The organism is Stenotrophomonas sp. yr243, from assembly GCF_900184195.1.
GTDB lineage: Bacteria > Pseudomonadota > Gammaproteobacteria > Xanthomonadales > Xanthomonadaceae > Stenotrophomonas > Stenotrophomonas lactitubi.
On record NZ_FXWT01000003.1, the window covers coordinates 169,310 to 192,026 of the forward strand.

Genomic DNA, 22,717 nt, shown 5'->3' on the forward strand with positions numbered 1-22,717 from the left:
CACGCATGGTGGCGTTGAAAACAAAACGGCGCGCCCATGGCGCGCCGTTTTCGTATCAGCCGGGGCGGTTGCCTCAGCGGCGGGTCTTGCCGCCGGTACCCGTACCGCCGGTCGGCTCGCTCGGCTTGCCGGCCGTGCCGGTGCCGGTTCCGGTGCCACCGGGACGCGGGCCACCGAAACCGCTGCCCATGTTGCGCTGGAATTCCTGCCACAGCTCCAGGTTGCGCTCGGTCAGCTGGTTCATCATCGCCCACGGCGTCTGCCCCAGCAGGTTGCCCATCTGCTGGCGGAACTGCTGCTGCTGGTCGAGGAAGACCTGCATGCTGCGCTCCAGGTAGTTGCCCATGAAGCCCTGCAGGGAATCGCCGTAGAAGCGGATCAGCTGGCTCAGCAGCTGGGTGGAGAGCATCGGTTCACCGTCCTGCTCCTGGTCGGCGATGATCTGCAGCAGGACCGATCGGGTCAGGTCGTCGCCGCTCTTGGCGTCGCGGACTTCGAAGTCTTCGCCGTCGAGGATCAGCTGGCGCACGTCCTCGATGGTGATGTAGCTGGAGATCTCGGTGTCGTACAGACGGCGGTTCGGATACTTCTTGATGATGCGGGTCGCAGCCATGAAGCGGTACTCGTCACAGTAGACGCGCAGCATGGCGCAGTGCAGCAGCGGTTGCAACCGCCCCAGCCCCCGCCAGGCTTGGTTTTCCGTCGCCGGAATGTTGCGCAACAAGGCTTTGCGTGCTGCGCAGCATGACCAACGGCAGGGTGCAGCACAGGGGCCTTCGATCCTGGCGCCGTCTACCAGCCCATGTGGTGGCCGCCGTTGATGTCCAGGTTGCTGCCGGTGATCCACGAGGCCTCTTCGGCCACCAGGAAGGACACGCCATAGGCGATTTCTTCCGGTTTGCCCAGGCGCCCCGTCGGGATGTCGGCGATGATCTTGGCGCGCACTTCCTCGGGCACCGCCATCACCATGTCGGTGGCCACATAGCCGGGCGAGATGGTGTTCACGGTGATGCCGAAGCCTGCATTCTCGCGCGCCAGCGAGATGGTGAAGCCGTGCATGCCGGCCTTGGCGGCGGCGTAGTTGGCCTGGCCGTACTGGCCCTTCAGGCCGTTGATCGAGCTGATCTGGATGACCCGGCCCCAGCCGCGTCGACGCATGCCTTCGATGACCGGGCGGGTGACGTTGAACACCGAATTGAGGTTGGTGTTGATCACATCGTGCCACTGCTCCGCGCGCATGCGGTGGAAGGTGGTGTCGCGGGTGATGCCGGCGTTGTTGACCAGGATCTCGACCGGGCCCAGTTCGGCTTCGACCGCACGGATCAGGGCTTCGGCGCTGGCCGAGTCGGAGACATCGCCCGGGAAGATCGACACCTGGTAGCCGCGTTCGGTCATCGCCTGCTGCCAGGCGCGGGCCTTGGCCTCGTCACGGTAGTTGGTGGCGACGCGGTGGCCCTGGTCGGCCAGGCGTTGGCAGATGGCGGTACCGATGCCGCCGGTTCCGCCGGTGACCAGTGCGACGCGAGATGTCATGGAAAGCTGTCCGGATATCAGGTGGGGGAAGGGGGATTCTGCAACATCGGCGCGGAAAGTGCGCCCGCCGGCAGCAGGATGTCCGCGCGCGGCAGCAGGCCGGGGTCGAAGCTGCGCTGCGCGGCGGCCAACAGCGCATCCCGGTCGTCGATGCCTTCCAGTGCGGTGCTCGGCTGGCCCAGCAGTTCCCACAACCGGCGCAGCACCGGTACCGGCTCGCGGGCTTCCACCGGCAGCGCGGCCAGTGACTTGGACAGTTTGTGGCCCGGTGCATCCAGCAGCAGCGGCAGGTGCCAGTAGCGCGGCGTCGGCAGGTCCAGCGCCTGCTGCAGCAGGATCTGCCGGGCGGTGGAATCGAGCAGGTCGGCGCCGCGCACGACCTCGTTCACGCCCTGCGCGGCATCGTCGACGACCACCGCCAACTGGTAAGCCCAGCAGCCGTCGGCGCGGCGCAGTACGAAGTCGCCGACCTCGGCATGGACATCCTGTTGTTGCCGGCCGCGCAGGCCATCCTCGAAATGCACCACGCTGCCCGCAGGTACCCGGAAGCGGACGGCGGGGTCCGGTCTTGTCTGCCGCGCGACGCAGTGGTGGTGCAGGCCACCGTTGGCGGCCAGATCGCTGCGGCTGCAGTGGCAGATAAACGCGTGGCCATCGGCCAGCAGGCGGTCCAGCGCAGCCTGGTAGGCGTCGCCGCGCGCGCTTTGCCAGATCACCGGCCCGTCATGGACCAGGCCGAACGCGGCCAGGGTCTGCAGTTGCGCGTGTGCCGCACCGGCAACCGTGCGGGGGGGATCGACATCCTCGATGCGCAACCGCCACAGGCCCCCATGGTGGCGCGCGAGCAGCCAGCTGCCGAAGGCGGCAAGCAGAGAGCCGGGATGCAGCAGGCCGGTGGGCGAGGGCGCAAAACGGCCGCAGGGAAGGGAGAAAGTCATGCAGGCTGAATCGTCGGTCAGGTTGGCGCTTGAATTCAAGCTGACCGCACCGCAAATTGACGGATATCGACCCCTTCCAAGCCGGAATTTCCCATGTTTACCCGCATTGCCCTGTTCCTGGCGACCAATCTCGCGGTCCTGATCCTCGCCAGCATCGTGATGTCGTTGCTGGGGGTCAATTCGAACCAGATGAGCGGCCTGCTGGTCATGGCCGCGATCTTTGGTTTCGGTGGCTCCCTCATCTCGCTGCTGCTGTCCAAGTGGATGGCCAAGCGCTCCACCGGTGCGGTGGTGATCACCGAGCCGCGCAACCAGACCGAGCGCTGGCTGCTGGCCACTGTCGAGCGCCAGGCCAAGGCGGCCGGTATCGGCATGCCGGAAGTCGCGGTGTATGACGGCCCGGAGATCAATGCGTTCGCCACCGGTGCGAACCGCAACAACGCGCTGGTGGCGGTGTCCACCGGCCTGCTGCAGAACATGAGCGAGGACGAAGCCGAAGCCGTGCTCGGCCACGAGATCGCCCACGTCGCCAACGGTGACATGATCACCATGGCATTGCTGCAGGGCGTGCTGAACACCTTCGTGATCGTGCTTGCCCGCGTGGTCGGTGGCGTGATCGACAGTGCGCTGTCCGGCAACCGCGAAGGCGGCGGCCGTGGCTTTGCCTACTACATCATCGTGTTCGTGCTGGAGATGGTGTTCGGCCTGTTCGCCACGATGATCTCGATGTGGTTCTCGCGCCACCGCGAGTTCCGTGCCGATGCCGGCGGTGCATCGCTGGCGGGCCGTCAGAAGATGATCTCGGCGCTGGAGCGACTGCAGCTCAACCACGGCCAGAGCACCTTGCCGACGCAGATCGCCGCGTTCGGTATTGCCGGTTCGACGGCGAAGAAGCTGTTCATGAGCCATCCGCCGCTGGAAGAGCGCATTGCCGCGCTGCGGGCGTCGACTGCGGCGTAAGCTTCGGCCCCCGATGGAGATGCAGGAACGCCTGGCCTCGCGCCGGGCGTTTTTGTTTGCGGGGAGGCATTGCTGGCGCCGGGCTCGCCCGGCGGCTCGTTTCCGCGCCTGCGGAGAGGTGTCACTTTCTTTGCTCGTGCAAAGAAAGTAACCAAAGAAACACGCCGCCAGTCCGCGAGCCGATGCTGCGCATCGGTGCCCTGCGCTTCTCGGGGAATCAGGGGACGGCGCCGAACTCGCTGCGCTCAGACACCGGCGCCTCTGCGCCCCTGATTCCCCTGCGATGCTCGGCTCGCTACAAGGCGGACCCAACGTCAAAGGCCACAGCTGCACGCAGTAGATCCACGCCATGCGTGGATGCTCTTGCCGTTGATCTTGATCTTCCAGTCCGCCTTATAGCGAGCCGAGCACCGCAGGTCCGGCGAGGGCGAAGAGGTGCGGGTGTCTGAGCGTAGCGAGTTCCCGCACCGTCCCTCGACGGACCGAGGAGCGCAGGGAACCGACGTGCGAAGCACGACGGCTCGCGGCCGGCGGAGCATTTCTTTGGTTACTTTCTTTGCGCGCAAAGAAAGTGACACCTCTCCGCGGTCGCGGAAACGAATCTCCGTGCGCACAAACGAAAACGGCACCCTCGCAGGTGCCGTTTCAGTGAACCGCGTCGCGTGGGTGCTTAGAACTTCGCGTCGAACTCGGCAGCGTAGCCGGTGTTGACCAGCACCTTCTGCAGCGACTCGGCCACCTTCAGGTTGCCGGCCACGATCTGCTGGGTGTCCGGGCCGCGGTTGTCCATGCGTGCCGGGGTCGCGCCCTTGAAGTCGCAGACCTTGCCACCGGCTTCGCGCACCAGCAGCACGCCGGCGGCGATGTCCCAGGCCTTCACGCCAGCCTCGAAGTAGGCATCGGCGCGGCCACAGGCCACGTAGGCCAGGTCCAGCGCGGCCGAACCCGAGCGGCGGATGTCCTCGGCGTGCACCAGCAGGGCGTCCACCGACTTCAGCTGCGCACTGGCGCGCGCACGCTCGCGCGGGGCGAAACCGGTGTGGATCATGGTGCCTTCCAGATCCTTGCGGTCGGCCACGCGGATGCGGCGGTCGTTGAGCACGGCGCCGGCGCCGCGGCTGGCAGTGAACAGCTCGTTGCGCAGCGGGTCGAAGATCACCGCGTCGGTCGGCTCGCCGTTCTCGACCAGGGCGATCGACACGCAGTAGTGCGGTACGCCGCGCAGGTAGTTGCTGGTGCCGTCCAGCGGGTCGATGACCCACATGTGGCGACGCTCGCTCTGCACGCCACCTTCTTCACCGAAGATGCCGTACTCGGGGTAAGCGCGCTTGAGTTCCTTGACGATCACCTTTTCCGCGTCCGCATCGACTTCGCTGGCGTAGTCCATGCGGCCCTTCTGGACTACATTCAGTGCCTCGAGCTTGTTGATGTTGCGCAAGAGGACGTTGCCGGCGAGGCGGGCGGCCTTGACCATGACGGTTACGGCGGGTTTCTGCATGGCATGGGCTCCCGGAAGGGCAGAAGAGAAGGGCTGGCGGGGGAAAAGAGCGGGTCCGGCGCAGTGGCCGGCCGCACAGTTTACCATTGGTCTTCGTCCAGCTCGACATTTTCCCTGTTCATGTCCCAGTTTCCTGCCGCCACCCGCCTCCGATTCGTCCTGGTCGGGACCCAACACCCCGGCAACATGGGCGCCGCCGCCCGTGCCCTGAAGACCATGGGCCTGGCCCGCCTGGTGCTGGTAGCACCGGAGAAGCCGCTTGATGAAGAGGCCTTCCGGCGCTCGGCCGGTGCCGAGGACGTGCTCGGCGACGCACCCGTTGTGGCCACCCTGGCCGAAGCCGTGGCCGACTGCCGGTTCGTGCTGGGGTGCACCGCACGTGCGCGCCGGGTCCAGCTGGAGGAGTTCCTGCCTGCAGATGCCGCCGCCCGCGCAGTGGCCAAGGCCAGCGAAGGCGCCGAGGTGGCGCTGGTGTTCGGCCGTGAGCGTACCGGTCTGACCAACGAGGAGCTGCAGCTGTGCCATGCCGCAGTGCATATTCCGTCCGACCCCGAGTTCAGCTCGCTCAACCTGGCCGCCGCGGTGCAGGTGCTGGCCTATGAAGTGCGCATGCAGCTGCTGGGCGCACAGCCCGTGGCCGCGACCGAGCCGGACAGCCGCGAGCAGGCTGCCAGCCACGACCAGATGGAGAGCTTCTTCGCCCAGCTCGGCGAGACGCTGGACGAGATCGATTTCCACAAGGGGCGCGCACCCGAGTCGGCGATGCGCAAGCTGCGCCGTCTGTTCCTGCGCAGCGAGCCAAGCGAGCAGGAAGTGCGCCTGCTGCGCGGCATCCTGGCCGATACCCAGCGCATGGCGCGCCTGGCCCAGAAGAACGGCAAGGACAGCTGACGACGGCCCCGTTTTTTCGGGTAGTCTGTCTGGATACCCTTGGGGGATGATGCTTGTGTCGGGTCTGCGTAGGGCAATGCAGGGGGAACTGCTGAGCCTGGCCTTTGCCCTGCTGGCCGGGACGACGCGTGTTGCGCCGGGTCGGCGATGGGGGCGTTGGGCAGCGGAGAGGGGCGACTCGCGATGACGCAGGATCATGCGTTCGGCAGTGTGGACCGTGCGGTTGCCGGACCGGCACCGCCGGCGTTCGGCTGCGCGTCCGACGTGCTGCCGCGTGTCGTCTGTTATCGGCGGGTGCAGAGTGCGTTTGAGAAGGTATTGGGGGCTTCCGGTTTCCGCCGCGTCGATGCGAATGCGCAGCCGTGGCTGGATGGATTGAAACAAGGGTCGATGCGCGTGCGGATGGAAGTGGAATGAAGTTGCTCGGCTCGGGGATGCAGGCCCGGTTCCTGCTTGCGATGGGCGGGGCGATGCTGGTGGTGGTGGCGATCCTGGCCGTGCTGCTGGGGCGGCAGGCGGCGATGCAGGGCGAGGTGAGGTCGCTCAGCAACGGCGTCATCCACGAACTGTTCGACCGCAGCGTGCGCAGCCGTGGCGAGGCCATGGTGCGCGAGCTGTCCGATGCGCTTGCCGGTCCGCTCCGCAACAACGACCTGGACCAGGTCGGGGCACTCGTGCGCAGTATTTCGCGGCAGCCGGTGGTGCGCTACGTACTGGTGTTCGACGACCGCGGGCGGCTGGTCCACGACGGCTCGGCCGGGGTGCCCGGATCCGGACAGCCGATGACCGATCCGCTGGCTGCCGGGGCGGTTGCCGCCCAGTCGCTGGTGGTGCAGCAATCGCCCACGGTGCTCGACAACGCGATGCCGATCACGATGGGCAATCAGCGCATCGGTGGTGTCCGCGTCGGCATGGCGCTGGATGAAGTGCTGCAGCGAGAGCAGGCGGCCAATGCGACCCTGGGTGAGCGGCTGCAGCAGATGGGAAGCCGGCATCTGGGCTGGCTGCTGCTGATGCTGGGCCTGCTGGTGGTGATCGGCGTGGTGGTGATCCTGTACGTGCAGCGCACGCTGGTGGCGCCGATCCGCGACCTGGCCGCGGCTGCCCGACGCATCGAAGCCGGCGACTACCAGGCGCCGCTGCGGGAAAACACCCGCGATGACGAGGTGGGTGAACTGGTGCGCGGCTTTGCCCGCATGCGTGATGCGATTGCCCGCCACGACCGCGAAGTGCGGCGCATGGCCTACACCGACGCGTTGACCGGCCTCACCAACCGGTTAGCGTTCCGCGAGGCGCTGGACCACCGGTTGATGGCCGCACGTGCGTCCAATCACCGGTTGGGCCTGCTGTTCGCCGATATCGATGATTTCAAGCGGGTCAACGACACGCTGGGCCATGAGGCTGGTGACGAGGCGCTGCTGCAGTTCGCCCAGCGCATCGGCCGTGCAGTGACCGAGGCTGGCGGCGATGACGCCTTGCTGGCGCGGTTCGGCGGCGACGAATTCGTGATCCTGGTCGGTGATGGCGATGTCGCGGCCAATGCGCGGTTGCTGGCCGAAGTGCTGGTACGCGAACTGGGCAAGCCGCTGGTGGTGCAGGGCAGGGAACTGTTCCTGGGCACCTCGATCGGCGTGACACTGTTCCCTGACGATGCTGCGGATGCGACGACGCTGCTGAAGAACGGCGACATCGCGATGTACCAGGCGAAGATGGCCGGCAAGAACTGCTATCGCTACTACAGCCGGGCCATGGATCACGCTGTCGAACGCCGCGTACACATGGAGCAGGAGCTGCGCGGCGCCTGGGAGCGCGGCGAGCTGCGGCTGGCCTACCAGCCGATCTTCCGCATGCGTGACCGCCGCATGGTCGGTGTGGAAGTGCTGCTGCGCTGGCAGCACCCGACGCTGGGCACGATCCCACCATCAGTGTTCATCGAGGTGGCCGAGCAGAGTGGCCTGATCGAGATCATCGGCCCGAAGGTGCTGCGTGCCGCCTGCATGGAAGCAGTGCAGTGGCCCAGCGGCGTGGCCGGCGACGAGCTGTTCGTCTCGGTCAATGTGTCGCCACGGCAGTTGCGCGGCGGTGAGCTGCCGGCGTTGGTCGCGCAGTGCCTGCAGGAGTCGGGCCTGCCGGCGTCGCGCCTGCACCTGGAGCTGACCGAGACGGCGGTGATCGGCGATGAGATGCTGGCCGCGCAGCTGCTGGACCGCCTGCACCGGGCAGGGGTGAAGGTGTGGCTGGACGACTTCGGGACCGGTTTCTCCGGTCTCAGCCACCTGCGGCAGGTGCCGGTGGACGGGGTCAAGATCGACAAAAGCTTCGTCGCCGACATGCAGCGCGATCCGGACGATCTGGCCCTGACCACGGCGATCATCGCCATGGCCCATGCACTGGGCATCACGGTGGTGGCCGAAGGTATCGAGCAGGAGGCGCAGTTCGAGCTGCTCGCCCAGCGTGGCTGCGATCTGGGCCAGGGCTATCGGTTGAGCCACCCGGTCACTGCCACCGAGGTGGTGCGGATGATCGAGGCGGGCGTGTGACAGTAGATCCACGCCATGCGTGGATGCTTCTGCCAGGAATGCCCATCCACGCATGGCGTGGATCTACTGTTACACCGGGCGCTTGCTCGGGTCGCCGGGAAGTTCGCGGACCAGCTTGGGTACCAGATAGCCGGACAGCCGAGCAGTGAGGCCGGCAATCAGGGCCTTGGCCTGGACGTCGTCCACTTCGAAGTGGGCCACGCCCTCGACCCTATCCAACTGGTGCAGGTAATAGGGCAGCACGCCGGCGGCGAAGCTGCGCTCGCTCAGGTCCTGCAGCGCCTGCACGCTGTCGTTGACCCCGCGCAGCAGCACCGCCTGGTTCAGCAGCTGGGCGCCGATGCCGCGCAGGCGGGCCATCGCGGTATCGACGCTGGCGTCGAATTCATTGGCGTGGTTGGCGTGGACCACGATCGCCAGCGGCCAGGGCAGGTCGCCCAGCCAAGCCAGCAGCTCGTCATCCACCCGCTCGGGCAGCACGATCGGCAGGCGCGTGTGGATGCGCAGCCTGCGGATATGCGCGATGCCGCGCAGTGCATCGGTCAGCTCGGCCAGCTTGTGGGTGGCCAGCGATAGCGGGTCGCCGCCGGACAGGATCACCTCATCGATGTCCGGGTCTGCAGCGATGGCCTCCACCGCCTCCTGCCACCCAGCCTTGGCGGCGTTTTCGGCGCCATAGTCGAAATGCCGGCGGAAACAGTAGCGGCAGTTGATCGCGCAGCTGCCGGTGGCCACCAGCAGGGCGCGGCCACGGTACTTCTGGATGACCCCGGTGGCCTTCTTTGCGGCGCCATCGCCCACCGCGTCGAAGCTGAACCCGGGGGCCGGGCGCATCTCCGCGTCGATCGGCAGCACCTGCCGCAGCAGCGGATCGTGGGCATCGCCACGGCGCATGCGCGCGACGAAACCCTCCGGCACGCGCAGCGCGAACTGGGCGATGGCCGCCTCCGATACGCCCAGTGCCGCGGCATCCAGATCCAGCCGGGCCAGCAGCGCCTGCGGGTCGCGCAGGGCCTGTCGCCACAGCTGCTGCCAGCGCGCGGACGCGCCTGGCGACTGGGTCCGGGGGAAGGCGGAAAGCTGCATGGAGAGGGGGCCTGCGGTTATCATGGACACATAAACAGTTGCCCGCCGGGGTTCCGGTGGGCTTTCCATTCTATCCGGCTCGCCGCACGCGCGGCGGTTTCGCCATTTGAGGAGCTTGAGCATGGCCACTGCGGGCATGAACGATGTCAAGAACGGGATGAAGATCCTGGTCAACAATGAACCGGCCGTCATCTCCGAGACCGAGTTCATCAAGCCGGGCAAGGGCCAGGCCTTCACCCGCGTGCGCTATCGCTTCATCAAGTCGGGCCGCACGGTCGAAATGACCATGAAGGCGACCGACGACGTGGAAGTGGCCGATGTGGTCGATACCAACATGGACTACATGTACAGCGACGGCGAGTACTGGCATTTCATGGACCCGGAGTCCTTCGAGCAGGTGCAGGCCGACAAGGCCGGCATGGGCGGCGCCGAGAAGTGGCTGAAGGGCGAAGAGTCCTGCATCGTGACCCTGTTCAATGGCTCCCCGATCTTCGTGCAGCCGCCGAACTTCGTCGAACTGAAGATCACCGAGACCGACCCGGGCGTCCGTGGCGATACCTCGGGCGGTGGCGGCAAGCCGGCCACCCTGGAAACCGGTGCCGTGGTGCGCGTGCCGCTGTTCGTCAACCAGGATGAAATCATCAAGGTTGACACCCGTTCGGGCGAGTACTCCTCGCGCGTCAAGTAATCCGGGTACGCGCCGGCGCATTCGCGCTGGCGCTCCCACGATCCGCCATGCGGATCGTGGGCCCCCGCTCACCAGCACCCACACCCCGCCGCTTCGCGGCCGCCCCTGACTCAGGGGCTTGCCTTCCAGAAGCTCAGCGGTAGCCGTTTGACCGGTGATCAGTCGCCAGGTCGGAGCCAAGGCTACGTACGGTCCTTCCCCCATAGCCAGTGAGCCCGCATGAGCGATAGCCCGCACCTCCCCGAAGCCTGCGATCTGCTGATCGAAGCCGGTTATGTCGTTCCGATCGAGCCGCATGCGGTGGTGCTGGAAGACCATGCCGTCGCCGTGCGTGGCAGCGAGATCGTGGCCATCCTGCCGCGTGCCGAGGCGCGTGCGCGCTTCCGCGCCACCCAGGTAGTCAGCCGCCCCGAGGCCGCGCTGATGCCGGGCCTGGTCAACGCACATACGCACAACCCGATGACCCTGCTGCGCGGCGTCGCCGACGACCTGCCGCTGATGACCTGGCTGCAGCAGCACATCTGGCCGGTGGAAGCGGCGGTGATCGGTCCCGAGTTCGTGGCAGATGGCACCACCCTTGCCATCGCCGAGATGCTGCGTGGTGGCACCACCTGCGCCAACGAGAACTATTTCTTCGGTGACGTGCAGGCCGCTGTCTACAAGAAGCACGGCTTCCGCGCGCTGGTCGGCGCGGTGATCATCGATTTCCCCACCGCCTGGGCCAAGACCGATGACGAGTACTTCGCCAAGGCCGGTGAACTGCATGACCAGTGGCGCACCGATCCGCTGATCGGCACCGCGTTCGCGCCGCATGCGCCGTACACGGTGAACGATGCCAATTTCGAGCGGGTGCGGATGTTGTCCGACCAGCTGGACATGCAGGTGCATCTGCATACCCATGAAACCGCGCAGGAAATCACCGATTCGATCAAGCTGCACGGCCAGCGTCCGCTGGCGCGGCTGGATCGTCTCGGCCTGGTCAACGACCGCCTGATCGCGGTGCACATGACCCAGCTGACCGAAGCCGAGATCCACCTGTGCGCCGAGCGTGGCGTCAGCGTGGTGCATTGCCCGGAATCGAACCTGAAACTGGCCTCCGGTTTCTGCCCGGCCTGCGCCCTGCAGCGCGCCGGTGTGAACCTGGCCATCGGTACCGATGGCTGCGCCAGCAACAACGACCTGGACATGTTCAGCGAGAACCGCACCGCGGCGATCCTGGCCAAGGCCGTGGCCGACGATGCCACCGCGCTGGACGCGGCGACCACGTTGCGCGCGTCCACGCTGGGTGGCGCCCGCGCACTGGGCTTCGGCGAACGCATCGGCTCGATCGAGGTCGGCAAACAGGCCGATCTGGTCTGCGTCGACCTGTCCGCGCTGGAGACCCAGCCATTGCACAACGTGCTGTCGCAGCTGGTGTACGCCACCGGTCGCCAGCAGGTCAGCGATGTCTGGATCGCCGGCAAGCCCAAGCTGGTGCAGCGTGAGCTGGTCGGCATGGACCTGCCGGGCATCATCGCCAACGCGCGCCAGTGGCGCGAGCGCATCCGTCATATCCGCGCCTGAGCAAAGGCGCCGCAAGGACAACCGTCATGACTGCCCCCCACGCTTCTTCCAATTTCGATCAGGCCGAGCTGGACAAGTTCGCTGCGCTGGCCAACCGCTGGTGGGACGCTGATGGCCCGCAGAAGCCGCTGCACGCACTGAATCCGGTGCGCCTGCAGTACGTTGCCGACCGCGCGCCGCTGCGAGGTGCGCGCGTGCTCGACATCGGTTGCGGTGGCGGGCTGCTGAGTGAAGCGCTGGCCCAGGCCGGTGCCGAGGTGACCGCCATCGACCTGGCGCCGGAGCTGGTCAAGGTCGCGCGTCTGCATGCACTGGAAAGTGGTGTCAGCGTCGACTACCGGGTACAGGCCGCCGAAGACCTCGCCGCCGAACAGCCGGGCAGCTTCGACGTGGTGACCTGCATGGAAATGCTCGAGCACGTGCCCGATCCGGGCGCGATCATCGAGGCGTGCAAGCGCCTGCTGAAGCCGGGCGGCCACCTGTTCCTGTCCACCATCAACCGCACGGCTGCAGCCTTTGCAGTGGCCATCGTCGGGGCCGAGTACGTGGCGCGGCTGCTGCCCAAGGGCACCCACCACTACCAGGAATTCATCAAGCCGGCCGAGCTGGCGCGCTGGCTGCGCGAGGCCGACCTGCAGCTGGCCGATGTCAGTGGCATGGCCTACGAACCGTGGCGCAACCGCGCCCGCCTGAGCAGCCGCACCGACATCAACTACCTGGCCCACGCGGTCAAGGCGCCGTGACCGCCGCAGCGTTCCCGCGTGCGGTGCTGTTCGACCTGGACGGCACGTTGCTGGACAGCGCGCCGGACTTCGTCGCCACCCTCGATGTGATGCTGGCCGAGCGCGGTCGTGCACCGATCGATCCGGCGCAGTTGCGGCCGGTGGTGTCCAAGGGTTCACGGGCGATGGTGTCGGCAGCGTTTCCAGAGCTGGAAGCGGCCGAGCGCGATGCGCTGATTCCCGAGTTCCTGCAGCGCTACGAAGCTTCGATCGGCCAGCATGCCGTGTTGTTCGACGGGGTTGTCGGCATGCTCGATGCGCTGGACGCGGCCGGTACCGTGTGGGGCATTGTCACCAACAAGCCTGAGTACCTCGCACGGCTGATCGTCCCGCAGCAGCAGTGGCAGCAGCGCTGCGCGGTGCTGGTTGGCGGTGACACCCTGGCCGAGCGCAAGCCGCATCCGTTGCCGCTGCTGCACGCCGCGCAGGCCATCGGCATTGCAGCGGAAGATTGCGTGTATGTCGGCGACGATGAGCGCGACATCATCGCCGCGCGTGCCGCCGGCATGCCGTCGGTGGCGGCGCTGTGGGGCTACCGCCTGCACAGCGACGATCCGCTGGCCTGGCAGGCCGACGTGCTGGTCGAGAACGCCGAACTCCTGCAACTGGCCAGCCTCTGGCCGACCCGGCCGGCGACCCCGGCCCAGCCGTAAGGAACAACGTAGTGAGCAGTACCGCGCTGGATAGTTTCCTCGACAAGTGGCGCAGCCGTTGGCCGGAATGGTCGGTGGCTGAGCCGTTCGTGGCCGAACCGCAGCGCCCTGTCGCGCTGGCGTGGTTCGCGCTGCTGCAGGAATTCGACGACATGCTCAACACCGGGGGCGACCCGCTGCCGGCAGACGCCAAGCTGGCCTGGTGGGGCGAGGAACTGCGCAGCTGGGCCGCGCAACGTTCGCGGCATCCGCTGGGACGTGTGCTGGAGCCGGTGCGGGCACCGTGGGCGCAGCTGGCCGAGGCGCTGCCGGATCTGGTCGAAGCGCGCACCGTAGCGCTGGACGCTGCCGGTGCCGAGCGTGCGCTGGGCAACTATGCCGAAGCGGTGGCGGCGGTCGAGGCGGTGGTGTTTGCCGACACGCCGCGCAAGGGCGCGGGTCGTGCGGTGCTGCTGCAGACCTTGGCCCAGCGCCTGCAGGACGCCGGCGTGGCCGGCGTGCCTCGCAGCCTGCTGGACGAAGATGCCGGCAACGCTGCGCAGCGTTGGGCGCAGCAGCTGCTGAAAGGCTGGGGCACGCGTGTGCCCGGCCCGCGCGCGCGCCGCGTGTGGTCGAGCCTGGCGCGTGCGCGCCTGGCGGCGCGGGCCGCCGGCAAGCCGGTCGAGGCGACGCCCGTGCGCACGCTGCTGCGTGTATGGTGGGCCGCGCGCGGCTGAACGATTGGCCGCTGCGCTCGCCGGGCATGGCCCGGCGCTACCGCGCATGGTTGATTGCATGCTGTCTGTAGAGCCGAGCCTATGCTCGGCTATTCATGGCCAACAGCAGCCGAGCGTGGGCTCGGCTCTACGGCAGCGGCCCACCACCGCAACGGGCGATGGGCGTTATTTGCGTTCCAGCACCAGCAGCGGGTCGATGCGGGTGTCGAACCAGTTCATGCCCCAGTGCAGATGCGGGCCGGTGGCACGGCCGGTGGCGCCGACGGCGGCAATCACCTGGCCCTGTTCAACGCGATCACCGACCTTCACATCGATGCGCGACAAGTGCAGGAAGTTCGAACTGACGCCGAAGCCATGGTCGAGCAGCAAGGTGCCGCCGGTCAGGTACAGGTCGGGGCCTGCGAAGGTGACGATGCCGGCTGCCGGTGCCTTCACTGGAGTGCCCGTCGGTACTGCGATGTCCATGCCTGAGTGGCCGGCACCGGGCTGGCCGTTGTACACGCGCGCATTGCCGAAGCGGCCGCTGATGCGACCCTGCACCGGCCAGATGAAGGTCTGGGTGAAATCGGTGCGGTTGTCGTCGCGCGCGCGCGCCGCGGTGACCTGCGCCTGTTCGCGCTTGATCCGCTCGGCGATGGCCGGCGGCGGATTGACCGTCTTCGGCGGCACGCCGTTGACCCGCTCGGTGGGCCAGTCGCGCGGGGTCACCGTGATGGTGGTCGTCTCGCTGCCGCCATCCGGTCGGCGGATCTGCACCTGCAGCGGTCCCTTCTCATCGCGACCGATGCCGAACACCACGCTACCGTAGCTGCTCACGCGCAGGTCGCGGCCTGCAAAGCGCACGCTGCTGCCGGCGGGAACCTTGCCGATCACCAGCGCGCCCTGCGACGCGCTGGCCGGGAACACCACGCGGCTGTCGATCAGGTCGCCGATGCCGTCCTGCGCCTGTGCCGCCGGTGCGGAGAACAGAGGGGCTGCCAGCAGCAGCGCCCCGAACATGAGTGCCGAACGCATCAGCGGTCGTAGGTCATGCGCTGGCCGGCGGGTTCGCCCACCAGCGAACTGCCGTCCCACACCAACTGGCCGTTGACCCAGGTGGAGGCGATGCGCGATTGGAACGTAGTGCCTTCGAACGGCGACCAGCCGCACTTGGACAGCACGTCCTCGCGCTTGACCGTGAACGGCACGTCTTCCACCAGTACCAGGTCGGCGAAGTAGCCTTCGCGCAGGAAGCCACGCTCTTCCACGTCGAACAGTTGGGCGGGAGCATGGGCGAATTTCTGCACCACCTGCTCGCGGGTCAGCTTGCCTTCGTGCACGCGTTCCAGTGCGGCGACCAGCGCGTACTGCACCAGCGGCAGGCCGGACGGCGCCTGCGCATAGGGCTTCTGCTTCTCTTCCCAGGTATGCGGGGCGTGGTCGGTGGCCAGGACATCCAGCACGTCGTCAGCCAACGCGGCGGTGATCGCCTCGCGATCGGCCACGTCCTTGATCGCCGGGTTGCACTTGATCAGGTTGCCCTTGGTGGCGTAGTCCGGGCGGGCAAAGTGCAGGAAGTGCACGCAGGTCTCGGCGGTGATCTGCTTGCGGCTGCCGTCGGCACGGATCAGCGGGCCCTTCTCGAACAGCGCCAGTTCGTCGGCGGTGGAGATGTGCAGCACGTGCAGGCGGGTGCCGTGCTTGCGCGCCAGCGACATCGCCAGCCGCGTCGACTTGATGCAGGCTTCGCGCGAACGGATGTCCGGGTGCATCTCCGGGGTCAGCGCGTCGCCGTACTTTTCCTGGAAGGCCTTCAGGTTGGCATCGATCATCGGCGTGTCTTCGCAGTGCGTGATGATCGGGGTCGGGCACTCGCGGAAGATCGCGTCCAGGGTTTCCGGGTTGTCGACCAGCATGTTGCCGGTGGACGCACCCATGAACACCTTCACGCCCGGCGCCTTCTTCGGGTCGAGCGCGCGGATGGCGTCCAGGTTGTCGTTGCTGGCACCGTGGTAGAAACCGTAGTTGGCCCAGGCACGGCCGCGCGCCAGCTCGTACTTGGCTTCAAGAATGGTCGAGTCGAGCGTCGGCGGGTTGGTGTTGGGCATGTCCATGAAGCTGGTCAGGCCACCGGCCACGGCCGCGGCCGACTCGCTGGCGATGTCGCCCTTGTGGGTCAGGCCTGGTTCGCGGAAGTGCACCTGGTCGTCGATCATGCCGGGCAGCAGCCAGCGCCCGGCCGCATCCACCACCTGTTCGCCATCACGCGGGGTCAACCCTTTGCCGATCTGCGCGATGCGGTCGTTCTCGATGCGCAGGTCGCCTTCGAAGGTGCGGCCTTCGTTGACCAGGCGGGCGTTGGTGATGAGCGTGGAGGACATGTCAGTGTTTTCCTGTGCAACGGCAAGAAGGGGCGTTGGGAGATTCGGGCACTGGATCGAAGCCGCCGGGATGGAACGGATGGCAGCGGCCCAGCCGTCGCGCGGCCAGCCAGCTGCCGCGCAGCGGGCCGTGCCGGGAGATGGCGTCCATGGCGTATTCAGAGCAGCTCGGCACGAAACGGCAGCGAGGCCCCAGCAGCGGGCTGATGAAGCGCTTGTAGAAGCGCAGCAGGGCGATGAGCAGGCGCGAGATCACTCAGTCATCTTAAGCCAGTTGGCATGAAGGCCGCATTTGTGCAGGATGGGCCGTTGGTCGCATGTCGTAGATGGCCTGCGACCGCTATCGGCACCCCTCCAGGTGCCGGACAGGTTCCGTACCGCGCAAGGCGGTCCGTGTTCGTCGGACCGCGCCTTGGACCCGTTGACTCCTGGACTGAATGGAGCGGGCCCCCGAGGTTGCTGCTGCGGGTCGGGTAGGCTATAAAGGCCCGCTTTCCCGGGCCCCGGGGAATCCAAGGAAGAGCGTTTCGTGGCTGCTAAAAAAACTGCAAAGAAGGCCGTCAAGGCCGCCAAGAAAACCGCCAAGCCTGTTGTGAAGAAGTTGGCGGCCAAGCCCGTTGCCAAGAAGCCGGCCAGCAAGCCGGTGACCAAGGCGGCATCCTCACAACCGGCGGCCAGGAAGGCCACCGCAAAGAAAGCGCCGGCCAAGTCCGGCAAGCCGGCAGTGGCGAAGAAACCCGCTGCGCCGGTCAAGGCCAAACCTGTCGCTGCCAGCAAGAAGGCACCGGCGGTGAAGAAGGTTGCCAGCAAGGCTGCACCGGTGAAGAAGGCCGCTGCCAAGCCGGCACCGAAGAAGGCAGCAGCCAAGCCGGCGCCGAAGGCGGTGGTGAAGAAGGTTGCCGCCGCGCCTGCTGCGAAGCCGGCAGCAAAGAAGGTGGCGCCTGCCAAGCCGGCACCTGCCGCCAAGACTGCCAAGAATGTCGCCCCGCCGGCTGCCAAGCCGACGCCGGCCCCTGTAGTGAAGTCCGCACCGAAGCCAGCTGCGAAGCCGGCCCCGGCCAAGTCTGTCCCGGCCAAGACCGCGGCAGTGGCAGCAGCCAAACCGGCCCCCAAGCCGGCCACCGCCGCCGCTTCTGCAGCATCGACCGCCCCGCAATCCAAGAATCCCGTGCCCGTTTCGAAATCGCCTGCTAAAACCGCCGTGAAATCCGATTCCGCTCCGAAGACCGTGACCCGCCCCGTGGGCAAGGTTGCCGTGGCCGTCGCTGCCCGTTCGGCAGCGCCTGCGCCGCGCAGCAAGTACAAGGTGGTCGAATACAAGACCGATGAGGCCACTGGCCGCCCGATCCTGCCCGCAGGCTACAAGCCGGCCTCGGACGAGGAGTACATGAGCTCGCTGCAGCAGGAGTACTTCCGCCAGCGCCTGCAGAACTGGCGCGCCGACCTGGTGGAAGAGTCCAAGCAGACCATCGAGAACCTGCGTGAGGAAGTGCGTGACATCGGCGATGAAGCCGAGCGCGCGACCCGCGAGACCGAGAACTCGCTGGAACTGCGCACCCGTGACCGTTACCGCAAGCTGATCGGCAAGATCGACAGCACCCTCAAGCGCCTGGAAGCGGGCGATTACGGGTACTGCGTGGACACCGGTGAAGAAATCGGCCTGGAGCGCCTCGAAGCGCGCCTGACCGCCGAGCGCACCATCGACGCCCAGGAACGTTGGGAGCACCTGCAGAAGCAGCAGGGCGACTGATTCCGGTTCGTTGTGATGTCATGCGAAAAGCCCGGCTTCGGCCGGGTTTTTTGTTGAGTGGCGGTTGGCTGCGTAGAGCTGCGCCTTGGTTGTTCCGTGAGCGAGCGGGCGGGTCACCCGGGCCAGGACACGCCGTAAACCCATCCCTGGGGGCTCGGTCGCGCCATCCATGGCGCGAACGGTCCTGGCCCGGGTGACCCGCCCGCTCCAGACAGTTCCCGAGTGCGGCCGCTGTAGAGCCGAGCCCATGCTCGGCTCAGGCCGAAGCCGGGGGGCAGGGAAGAGCAAGAGCAAGAACAGCCAAGCATGGCTTGGCTCTACCAGGAGCGGCCATGCGTATGCTCGCGGCTGTTGGGTCCGCCTTGTAGCGAGCCGAGCACCGCAGGGCACCGGTGCGCAGCGCCGGCTCGCGGATGGCGGCGCGTTTCTTTGGTTACTTTCTTTGCGCGCGCAAAGAACGTGACACCCCGCCGCGGTCGCGGAAAGGGGCCGCCGGGCATGGCCCGGCGCTACCAGTGCGTCGGCGCACGTAAACCCGCTGTCGCGGAAACGACGAGCCGACGCTACTGCAGATCACGCAGATTCAATTTCCGCAGCGTCGGGTTCTTCCACGCGGTGATCCCGGCCACGCTCAGTACCGCGAACCCGCCCAGTACCACCGCCGGTACCAGCCCCAGCACCTTGGCCATGGTGCCGGCATAGAACGCGCCCAGTTCGTTGGACGAGCTGATGAAGATGCCGTTGATCGACGATACCCGGCCGCGCATCTCTTCCGGCGTGGCCAGCTGCAGAATGGTGGAGCGGATCACCACCGACACGCCGTCGAAGGCGCCGTAGAACAGCAGGATCAACGCCGACAGCCAGAAGTGCTGGGACAGGCCGAAGCCGATCACGCACAGGCCGAAGCCGGCCACGGCGAGCAGCAGCACGCGACCGGCGTTGCGGTGCAGGGGGTGGCGCGCCAGCCACAGGCCCACGCACACCGACCCAAGTGCCGGGGCCGCGCGCAGGATGCCCAGGCCCTCCGGACCGTGATGCAGGATCTCGTGCAGGAACGCTGGCAGCATCGCCACTACGCCGCCCAGCAGTACCGAGAACATGTCCAGCGCCATGGCACCGACCATGATCCGGTTGCCGACCACGAAGCGCGCGCCTTCGGCGATGCTCTTGAAGATCGGCGCGGCTGGGCCGGCATGCACCGGTTCTTCCACTTTCAGCGTGGCCAGGCAGCCCATCGCCACCAGCGCGAAGGCCGTGGCCACCGCATAGGACAGGCCCTTGCCACCGAAGCCGACCAGCACGCCACCCAGTGCCGGGCCGGCGATCATGCCGGTCTGGAACACCACGGCGCCCAGGCTGGCGCCACGGGCGAAATGTTCACGTGGCAACACGCGGGCGAACAGGGCGTTGTAGATCGGCGACAGGAAGGCGCGGACCATGCCGGTCAGGGCGATGGCTGCATAGATCGGCCACACGCCTTCAACCGGAAGCCAGCCCTTGGCTACGCTGGTCAGCACCAGCGCGGTGGCGATCAGTCCGGAACAGGCGACCATGCCCAGCTTGCGGCGCGGCAGATGATCCACCAGATAACCGGCAAACGGCGCCACGCAGAAGAACGGCAGCACCTCGGCCAGGCCGATCAGGCCCAGCGAGAACGGATTGCGGGTGACTTCGTAGATGTGCCAACCGACTGTGACCGCGACTACCTGGTAGGACAGCATCGCGAAGATGCGGTACGCCAGCAGCCGGGCGAAACCGGGCCGGGACAGCAGGCCCAGCGCGGTGTCTTCGGCTGTGGCAGGTTCGCTCACGACGGATCGCGCTGCAGCTGGGCCTGCGCGGTCTCACGGATGAAGGCCAGCATCGCCGCCACGCCGTTGCTGCGCGTCGGCGACAGGTGGCGGGACAGGCCGATATCCTGGATATAGCTGGGTTCGGTGGCCAGGATCTCCTGCGCGGTGCGCCCGGAGTACACACGCAGCGCCAGGAAGATCAGGCCGGAGACGATGGCCGAATCACTGATGGCGTGGAAACGCAGCGACTGCGTATTGCCTTCCGGCACGATCCAGACCATCGACTGGCAACCGAGCAGGCGGTGCTCTTCGGTCTTCCATTCTTCCGGGAAGGCGGGCAGCTTGCGGCCGAGGTCGATCAGGTACTGATAGCGCTCGGACCAGTCGCCGAAGAAACCGAATTCCTCGGCGATGGCCGTCTGTGCCTCGGCGGCGGTGGGTTCAAGCGGGAACGGGGAGTCGATCACAACAGTCTCTACAGTGGGGGCGTGGCCGGTGGGGCCGGCCACGGGGCAGGGCAGGTCAGCCGCGCTTGCGCGACCAGCGCACGCCCTGCGGGGTGTCTTCCAGCACGATGCCTTCGGCGGCCAGCTGGTCGCGGATGGCGTCGGAACGGGCGAAGTCGCGCGCCTGCTTGGCTGCCGCGCGTTCGTCGATCAAGCCCTGGATGCGCGCGTCGTCGTCGCTGTCGCCGGCGGCGTTGCCGAACCACTGCGCCGGATCGGCCTGCAGCAGGCCCAGGGCGAGGCCTGCGCCGAGCAGTTCGCTCTTCAGGCGTGCGCGTTCGCTGGGATCGGTGGCGCGGCGCGCTTCGCCGGCGATACGGGCCACTTCGGCCAGCGCCTGCGGCGTATTGAGATCGTCATCCAATGCCGCTTCGATGTCTGCCGGGATCACTGCCGTGGCGGCCACATCGGCCAGCTCGCGCAGGGTGCCGTACAGGCGGTCGAGGGTGCGGCCGGACTGTTCGATCAGCGCGTCGGACCAGTCCAGCGGCTGCCGGTAGTGGGCCGACAGCAAGGCCAGGCGCAGTGCCTCGGGGGCGTGTTTACGCACCAGGTCGTGGACGCGCTCGATGTTGCCGATCGACTTGCTCATCTTGGCGCCGCCGAAGTTGAGCATGCCGTTGTGCAGCCAGAAGCGTGCGAACACCTTGCCGCCGTGCGCGCACTCGCTCTGCGCGATCTCGTTTTCGTGGTGCGGGAACTGCAGGTCGACGCCACCGGCATGGATGTCGATGGTCTCGCCCAGGTGTGCGGCGGCCATCGCCGAGCATTCGATATGCCAGCCCGGACGGCCGCGACCCCAGGGCGATTCCCAGCCCGGCAGGTCGTCGCCGGACGGCTTCCACAGCACGAAGTCGCCGGGCGCGCGCTTGTAGGGAGCAACCTCGACACGGGCGCCGGCCAGCATTTCGTCCGGATCGCGGCGCGACAGCTTGCCGTAGCCCTCGAAACTGCCGACGGCGAACAGCACATGGCCCTCGGCGGCGTAGGCATGCCCGCTGCTGACCAGCTGCTCGATCATGGTGATGATCTGCGCCATGTGCGCGGTCACTTCCGGTTCGATGTCCGGCGGCACCACGCCCAGCGCGGCCATGTCTTCACGGTAGGCCGCGGCGAAACGGTCGGTGATGGTGCTGATCGGCACCCCCTGCTCGCGCGCGGCGGTGTTGATCTTGTCGTCCACGTCGGTGATGTTGCGGGCGTAGCGCAGGGCACCGAAGCGCCGCCGCAGCAGGTCGGCCAGCACCCCGAACACCACCGGTCCACGGGCGTTGCCGATGTGCACGTAGTTGTAGACCGTCGGGCCGCACACATACAGGGTCGGACAGGCCGGGTCGAGCGGGGTGAACGGTTCGAGCTGGCGAGTCAGGTTGTTGTGCAGGCGCAGGGTCATGGGTCTGTGACTGGGGGACAAGCCTGTGATTTTAGAACGTGTCGGGGCCCTTTGGGGGGACCGTTGCCACCGGTGGACGTCACCGGCGGCCGGGGTGGGGTGGGCAGGAACGGCGCGGACGGGTAATGTTCAGCCCCTTGCGGTCACCACTGCCTACACTATTGCCGTGTCCCTGCTCCCTTCGCCAATGAAAACCACCGCGTTGCTGACCCTGGCCTGCCTGTCGGCGCTGCCCGCCGTGGTCCTGGCCCAGGAGGCCGAGCCCCGCAACCGGGTGGTGATCGTGGAGAACGTGAAGTTCGACTACGCCCAGGTGCTCAACGTGGAGCCGGTGTTCCAGACCCTGCGCGCAACCCGTACCGAGGAGCACTGCGAGCCGGTCTCGACCCGCACCCTGGCCCCGGTCAATGTCACCGGCGAGGAGCCGGTCGAGGACAAGGGCCGCATCGGCCGCCTGTGGGATTCGGTGCGCTCGATGTTCAAGCGCAGCGATGAGGAGACGCTGGAGGAGCTTCCGGCCGAAACCCCCGCCCCGGCGCCGGCCAACACGGGCCCGATGCTGACCCGGGACTGTCGCATCGTGCCTGTCGGGCGCGAGTTCCGCCGCCCCATCGCCTATGACGTGGATTACGTCTACAAGGGCACCAAGTACCGTTCGCGGCTGCCGGAAGACCCTGGCAACCGGCTGAAGATCCGGGTTTCGATCACCCCCTGGGTGGGCCCGGAGCAGGCTGCAGCCGGCACCCCCTGATTCTGCGACGCCGGCCTCTTGCGCCGGCCCCGGCCGCATGTAAAGATTGCCGACCAATGAAGCTCACCGACTTCCAGCACGACAGCAGCGCCGCCCGCCAGGCCACTGGCATGACGTCGCGTGCCCGTCGACCGGAACCCCACATTCTCGCTGGGTAATCCGGAGCTTTCTGCTGTTCGTCCGAAAAAAACCCAGCCCGCCGGCTGGGTTTTTTCGTTTCCGCGTTCTGAAAGCTTCATCTGCAACCTTTTCGTATCACCTTGGTTCCCGGTTTTCCCTTCCACCTTCCACCGCGTCGGCCACCGGCGCCGCTCAT

General features: G+C 67.1%; 22 protein-coding genes. 11 read left to right on the forward strand and 11 right to left on the reverse strand.

What is annotated here, in order from left to right:
* Positions 1-73: 73 nt before the first annotated feature.
* The 3 genes from phaR to gluQRS form a co-directional block, all read right to left on the reverse strand.
* Positions 74-613 (reverse strand): polyhydroxyalkanoate synthesis repressor PhaR, encoded by a 540-nt coding sequence (phaR, locus tag QOL57_RS13520; RefSeq protein WP_089238019.1) that lies wholly within the window; start codon positions 611-613, stop codon positions 74-76.
* 179 nt (positions 614-792) lie between these two features.
* A complete protein-coding gene (gene phbB / locus QOL57_RS13525) occupies positions 793-1,533 on the reverse strand; it encodes an acetoacetyl-CoA reductase (RefSeq protein WP_089236243.1) in 741 nt (246 codons plus the stop codon).
* A 17-nt stretch (positions 1,534-1,550) separates the two neighbouring features.
* Positions 1,551-2,471, reverse strand: coding sequence for a tRNA glutamyl-Q(34) synthetase GluQRS (gene gluQRS, locus QOL57_RS13530; protein WP_089236242.1), 921 nt, complete (start codon positions 2,469-2,471; stop codon positions 1,551-1,553).
* A 93-nt stretch (positions 2,472-2,564) separates the two neighbouring features.
* Between gluQRS and htpX the strand changes: the two genes are divergently transcribed.
* A complete protein-coding gene (htpX, locus tag QOL57_RS13535; protein ID WP_089236241.1) occupies positions 2,565-3,431 on the forward strand; it encodes a protease HtpX in 867 nt (288 codons plus the stop codon).
* Positions 3,432-4,101: 670 nt separating this feature from the next.
* Here the strand turns inward: htpX and QOL57_RS13540 are convergent.
* A complete protein-coding gene (locus QOL57_RS13540; protein WP_089236240.1) occupies positions 4,102-4,929 on the reverse strand; it encodes an inositol monophosphatase family protein in 828 nt (275 codons plus the stop codon).
* A 120-nt stretch (positions 4,930-5,049) separates the two neighbouring features.
* On the opposite strand from QOL57_RS13540, the gene QOL57_RS13545 reads away from it, so the two are divergent.
* The 3 genes from QOL57_RS13545 to QOL57_RS13555 all read left to right on the forward strand — a co-directional run bounded on the left by QOL57_RS13545 (position 5,050) and on the right by QOL57_RS13555 (position 8,360).
* Positions 5,050-5,820: an RNA methyltransferase gene (locus tag QOL57_RS13545; protein WP_089236239.1), complete on the forward strand. Its 771-nt coding sequence runs from the start codon at positions 5,050-5,052 to the stop codon at positions 5,818-5,820.
* 147 nt (positions 5,821-5,967) lie between these two features.
* Positions 5,968-6,237, forward strand: a complete 270-nt coding sequence (locus QOL57_RS13550; RefSeq protein ID WP_283401534.1) for a hypothetical protein — start codon at positions 5,968-5,970, stop codon at positions 6,235-6,237.
* On the forward strand, positions 6,234-8,360 hold the full coding sequence (locus QOL57_RS13555; RefSeq protein WP_089236237.1) for a GGDEF domain-containing protein: 2,127 nt from the start codon (positions 6,234-6,236) through the stop codon (positions 8,358-8,360). Before QOL57_RS13550 ends, QOL57_RS13555 begins: the two co-directional genes overlap by 4 nt.
* 69 nt (positions 8,361-8,429) lie before the next feature.
* Here QOL57_RS13555 and epmB read toward each other — a convergent pair whose 3' ends face one another.
* A complete protein-coding gene (gene epmB, locus QOL57_RS13560) occupies positions 8,430-9,470 on the reverse strand; it encodes an EF-P beta-lysylation protein EpmB (RefSeq protein WP_089236236.1) in 1,041 nt (346 codons plus the stop codon).
* Between the two features lie 97 nt (positions 9,471-9,567).
* Between epmB and efp the strand changes: the two genes are divergently transcribed.
* From efp to QOL57_RS13585, 5 genes are all read left to right on the forward strand, one after another.
* Positions 9,568-10,134 carry an elongation factor P gene (efp, locus tag QOL57_RS13565; protein ID WP_089236235.1) on the forward strand — a complete coding sequence of 189 codons (567 nt, stop codon included), beginning with the start codon at positions 9,568-9,570 and terminating at the stop codon, positions 10,132-10,134.
* A 219-nt stretch (positions 10,135-10,353) separates the two neighbouring features.
* On the forward strand, positions 10,354-11,697 hold the full coding sequence (locus QOL57_RS13570) for a TRZ/ATZ family hydrolase (protein WP_089236234.1): 1,344 nt from the start codon (positions 10,354-10,356) through the stop codon (positions 11,695-11,697).
* A gap of 26 nt (positions 11,698-11,723) precedes the next feature.
* Complete coding sequence (gene ubiG, locus QOL57_RS13575) at positions 11,724-12,440, forward strand: bifunctional 2-polyprenyl-6-hydroxyphenol methylase/3-demethylubiquinol 3-O-methyltransferase UbiG (RefSeq protein WP_033831579.1); 717 nt, start codon at positions 11,724-11,726, stop codon at positions 12,438-12,440.
* Entirely contained in the window at positions 12,437-13,132 is a 696-nt protein-coding gene (locus tag QOL57_RS13580; protein WP_089236233.1) for a phosphoglycolate phosphatase, read from the forward strand. Before ubiG ends, QOL57_RS13580 begins: the two co-directional genes overlap by 4 nt.
* An 11-nt stretch (positions 13,133-13,143) precedes the next feature.
* Positions 13,144-13,848 (forward strand): squalene/phytoene synthase family protein, encoded by a 705-nt coding sequence (locus tag QOL57_RS13585; RefSeq protein WP_089236232.1) that lies wholly within the window; start codon positions 13,144-13,146, stop codon positions 13,846-13,848.
* Positions 13,849-14,013: 165 nt separating this feature from the next.
* Here QOL57_RS13585 and QOL57_RS13590 read toward each other — a convergent pair whose 3' ends face one another.
* The 3 genes from QOL57_RS13590 to yidD are packed head-to-tail and all read right to left on the reverse strand — an operon-like array spanning position 14,014 to position 16,464.
* Positions 14,014-14,862: a M23 family metallopeptidase gene (locus QOL57_RS13590; protein ID WP_176429825.1), complete on the reverse strand. Its 849-nt coding sequence runs from the start codon at positions 14,860-14,862 to the stop codon at positions 14,014-14,016.
* A complete protein-coding gene (locus QOL57_RS13595; RefSeq protein ID WP_089236231.1) occupies positions 14,862-16,208 on the reverse strand; it encodes a dihydroorotase in 1,347 nt (448 codons plus the stop codon). The genes QOL57_RS13590 and QOL57_RS13595 overlap by 1 nt, the downstream gene beginning before the upstream one ends.
* Before the next feature lies 1 nt (position 16,209).
* Positions 16,210-16,464 carry a membrane protein insertion efficiency factor YidD gene (gene yidD, locus QOL57_RS13600; RefSeq protein WP_014037867.1) on the reverse strand — a complete coding sequence of 85 codons (255 nt, stop codon included), beginning with the start codon at positions 16,462-16,464 and terminating at the stop codon, positions 16,210-16,212.
* A 273-nt stretch (positions 16,465-16,737) separates the two neighbouring features.
* Between yidD and dksA the strand changes: the two genes are divergently transcribed.
* On the forward strand, positions 16,738-17,958 hold the full coding sequence (gene dksA / locus QOL57_RS13605; RefSeq protein WP_089236230.1) for an RNA polymerase-binding protein DksA: 1,221 nt from the start codon (positions 16,738-16,740) through the stop codon (positions 17,956-17,958).
* Positions 17,959-18,521: 563 nt separating this feature from the next.
* Here the strand turns inward: dksA and QOL57_RS13610 are convergent.
* Genes QOL57_RS13610 through cysS form a run of 3 tightly spaced genes read right to left on the reverse strand, consistent with a single transcriptional unit; the run spans position 18,522 to position 21,650 of the window.
* Positions 18,522-19,769, reverse strand: a complete 1,248-nt coding sequence (locus QOL57_RS13610) for an MFS transporter (RefSeq protein ID WP_089236229.1) — start codon at positions 19,767-19,769, stop codon at positions 18,522-18,524.
* Entirely contained in the window at positions 19,766-20,218 is a 453-nt protein-coding gene (locus QOL57_RS13615) for a SufE family protein (protein WP_089236228.1), read from the reverse strand. The genes QOL57_RS13610 and QOL57_RS13615 overlap by 4 nt, the downstream gene beginning before the upstream one ends.
* Before the next feature lie 55 nt (positions 20,219-20,273).
* Positions 20,274-21,650, reverse strand: a complete 1,377-nt coding sequence (gene cysS / locus QOL57_RS13620; protein ID WP_089236227.1) for a cysteine--tRNA ligase — start codon at positions 21,648-21,650, stop codon at positions 20,274-20,276.
* Between the two features lie 187 nt (positions 21,651-21,837).
* Between cysS and QOL57_RS13625 the strand changes: the two genes are divergently transcribed.
* Entirely contained in the window at positions 21,838-22,401 is a 564-nt protein-coding gene (locus QOL57_RS13625) for a hypothetical protein (RefSeq protein WP_089236226.1), read from the forward strand.
* Positions 22,402-22,717: the final 316 nt, after the last annotated feature.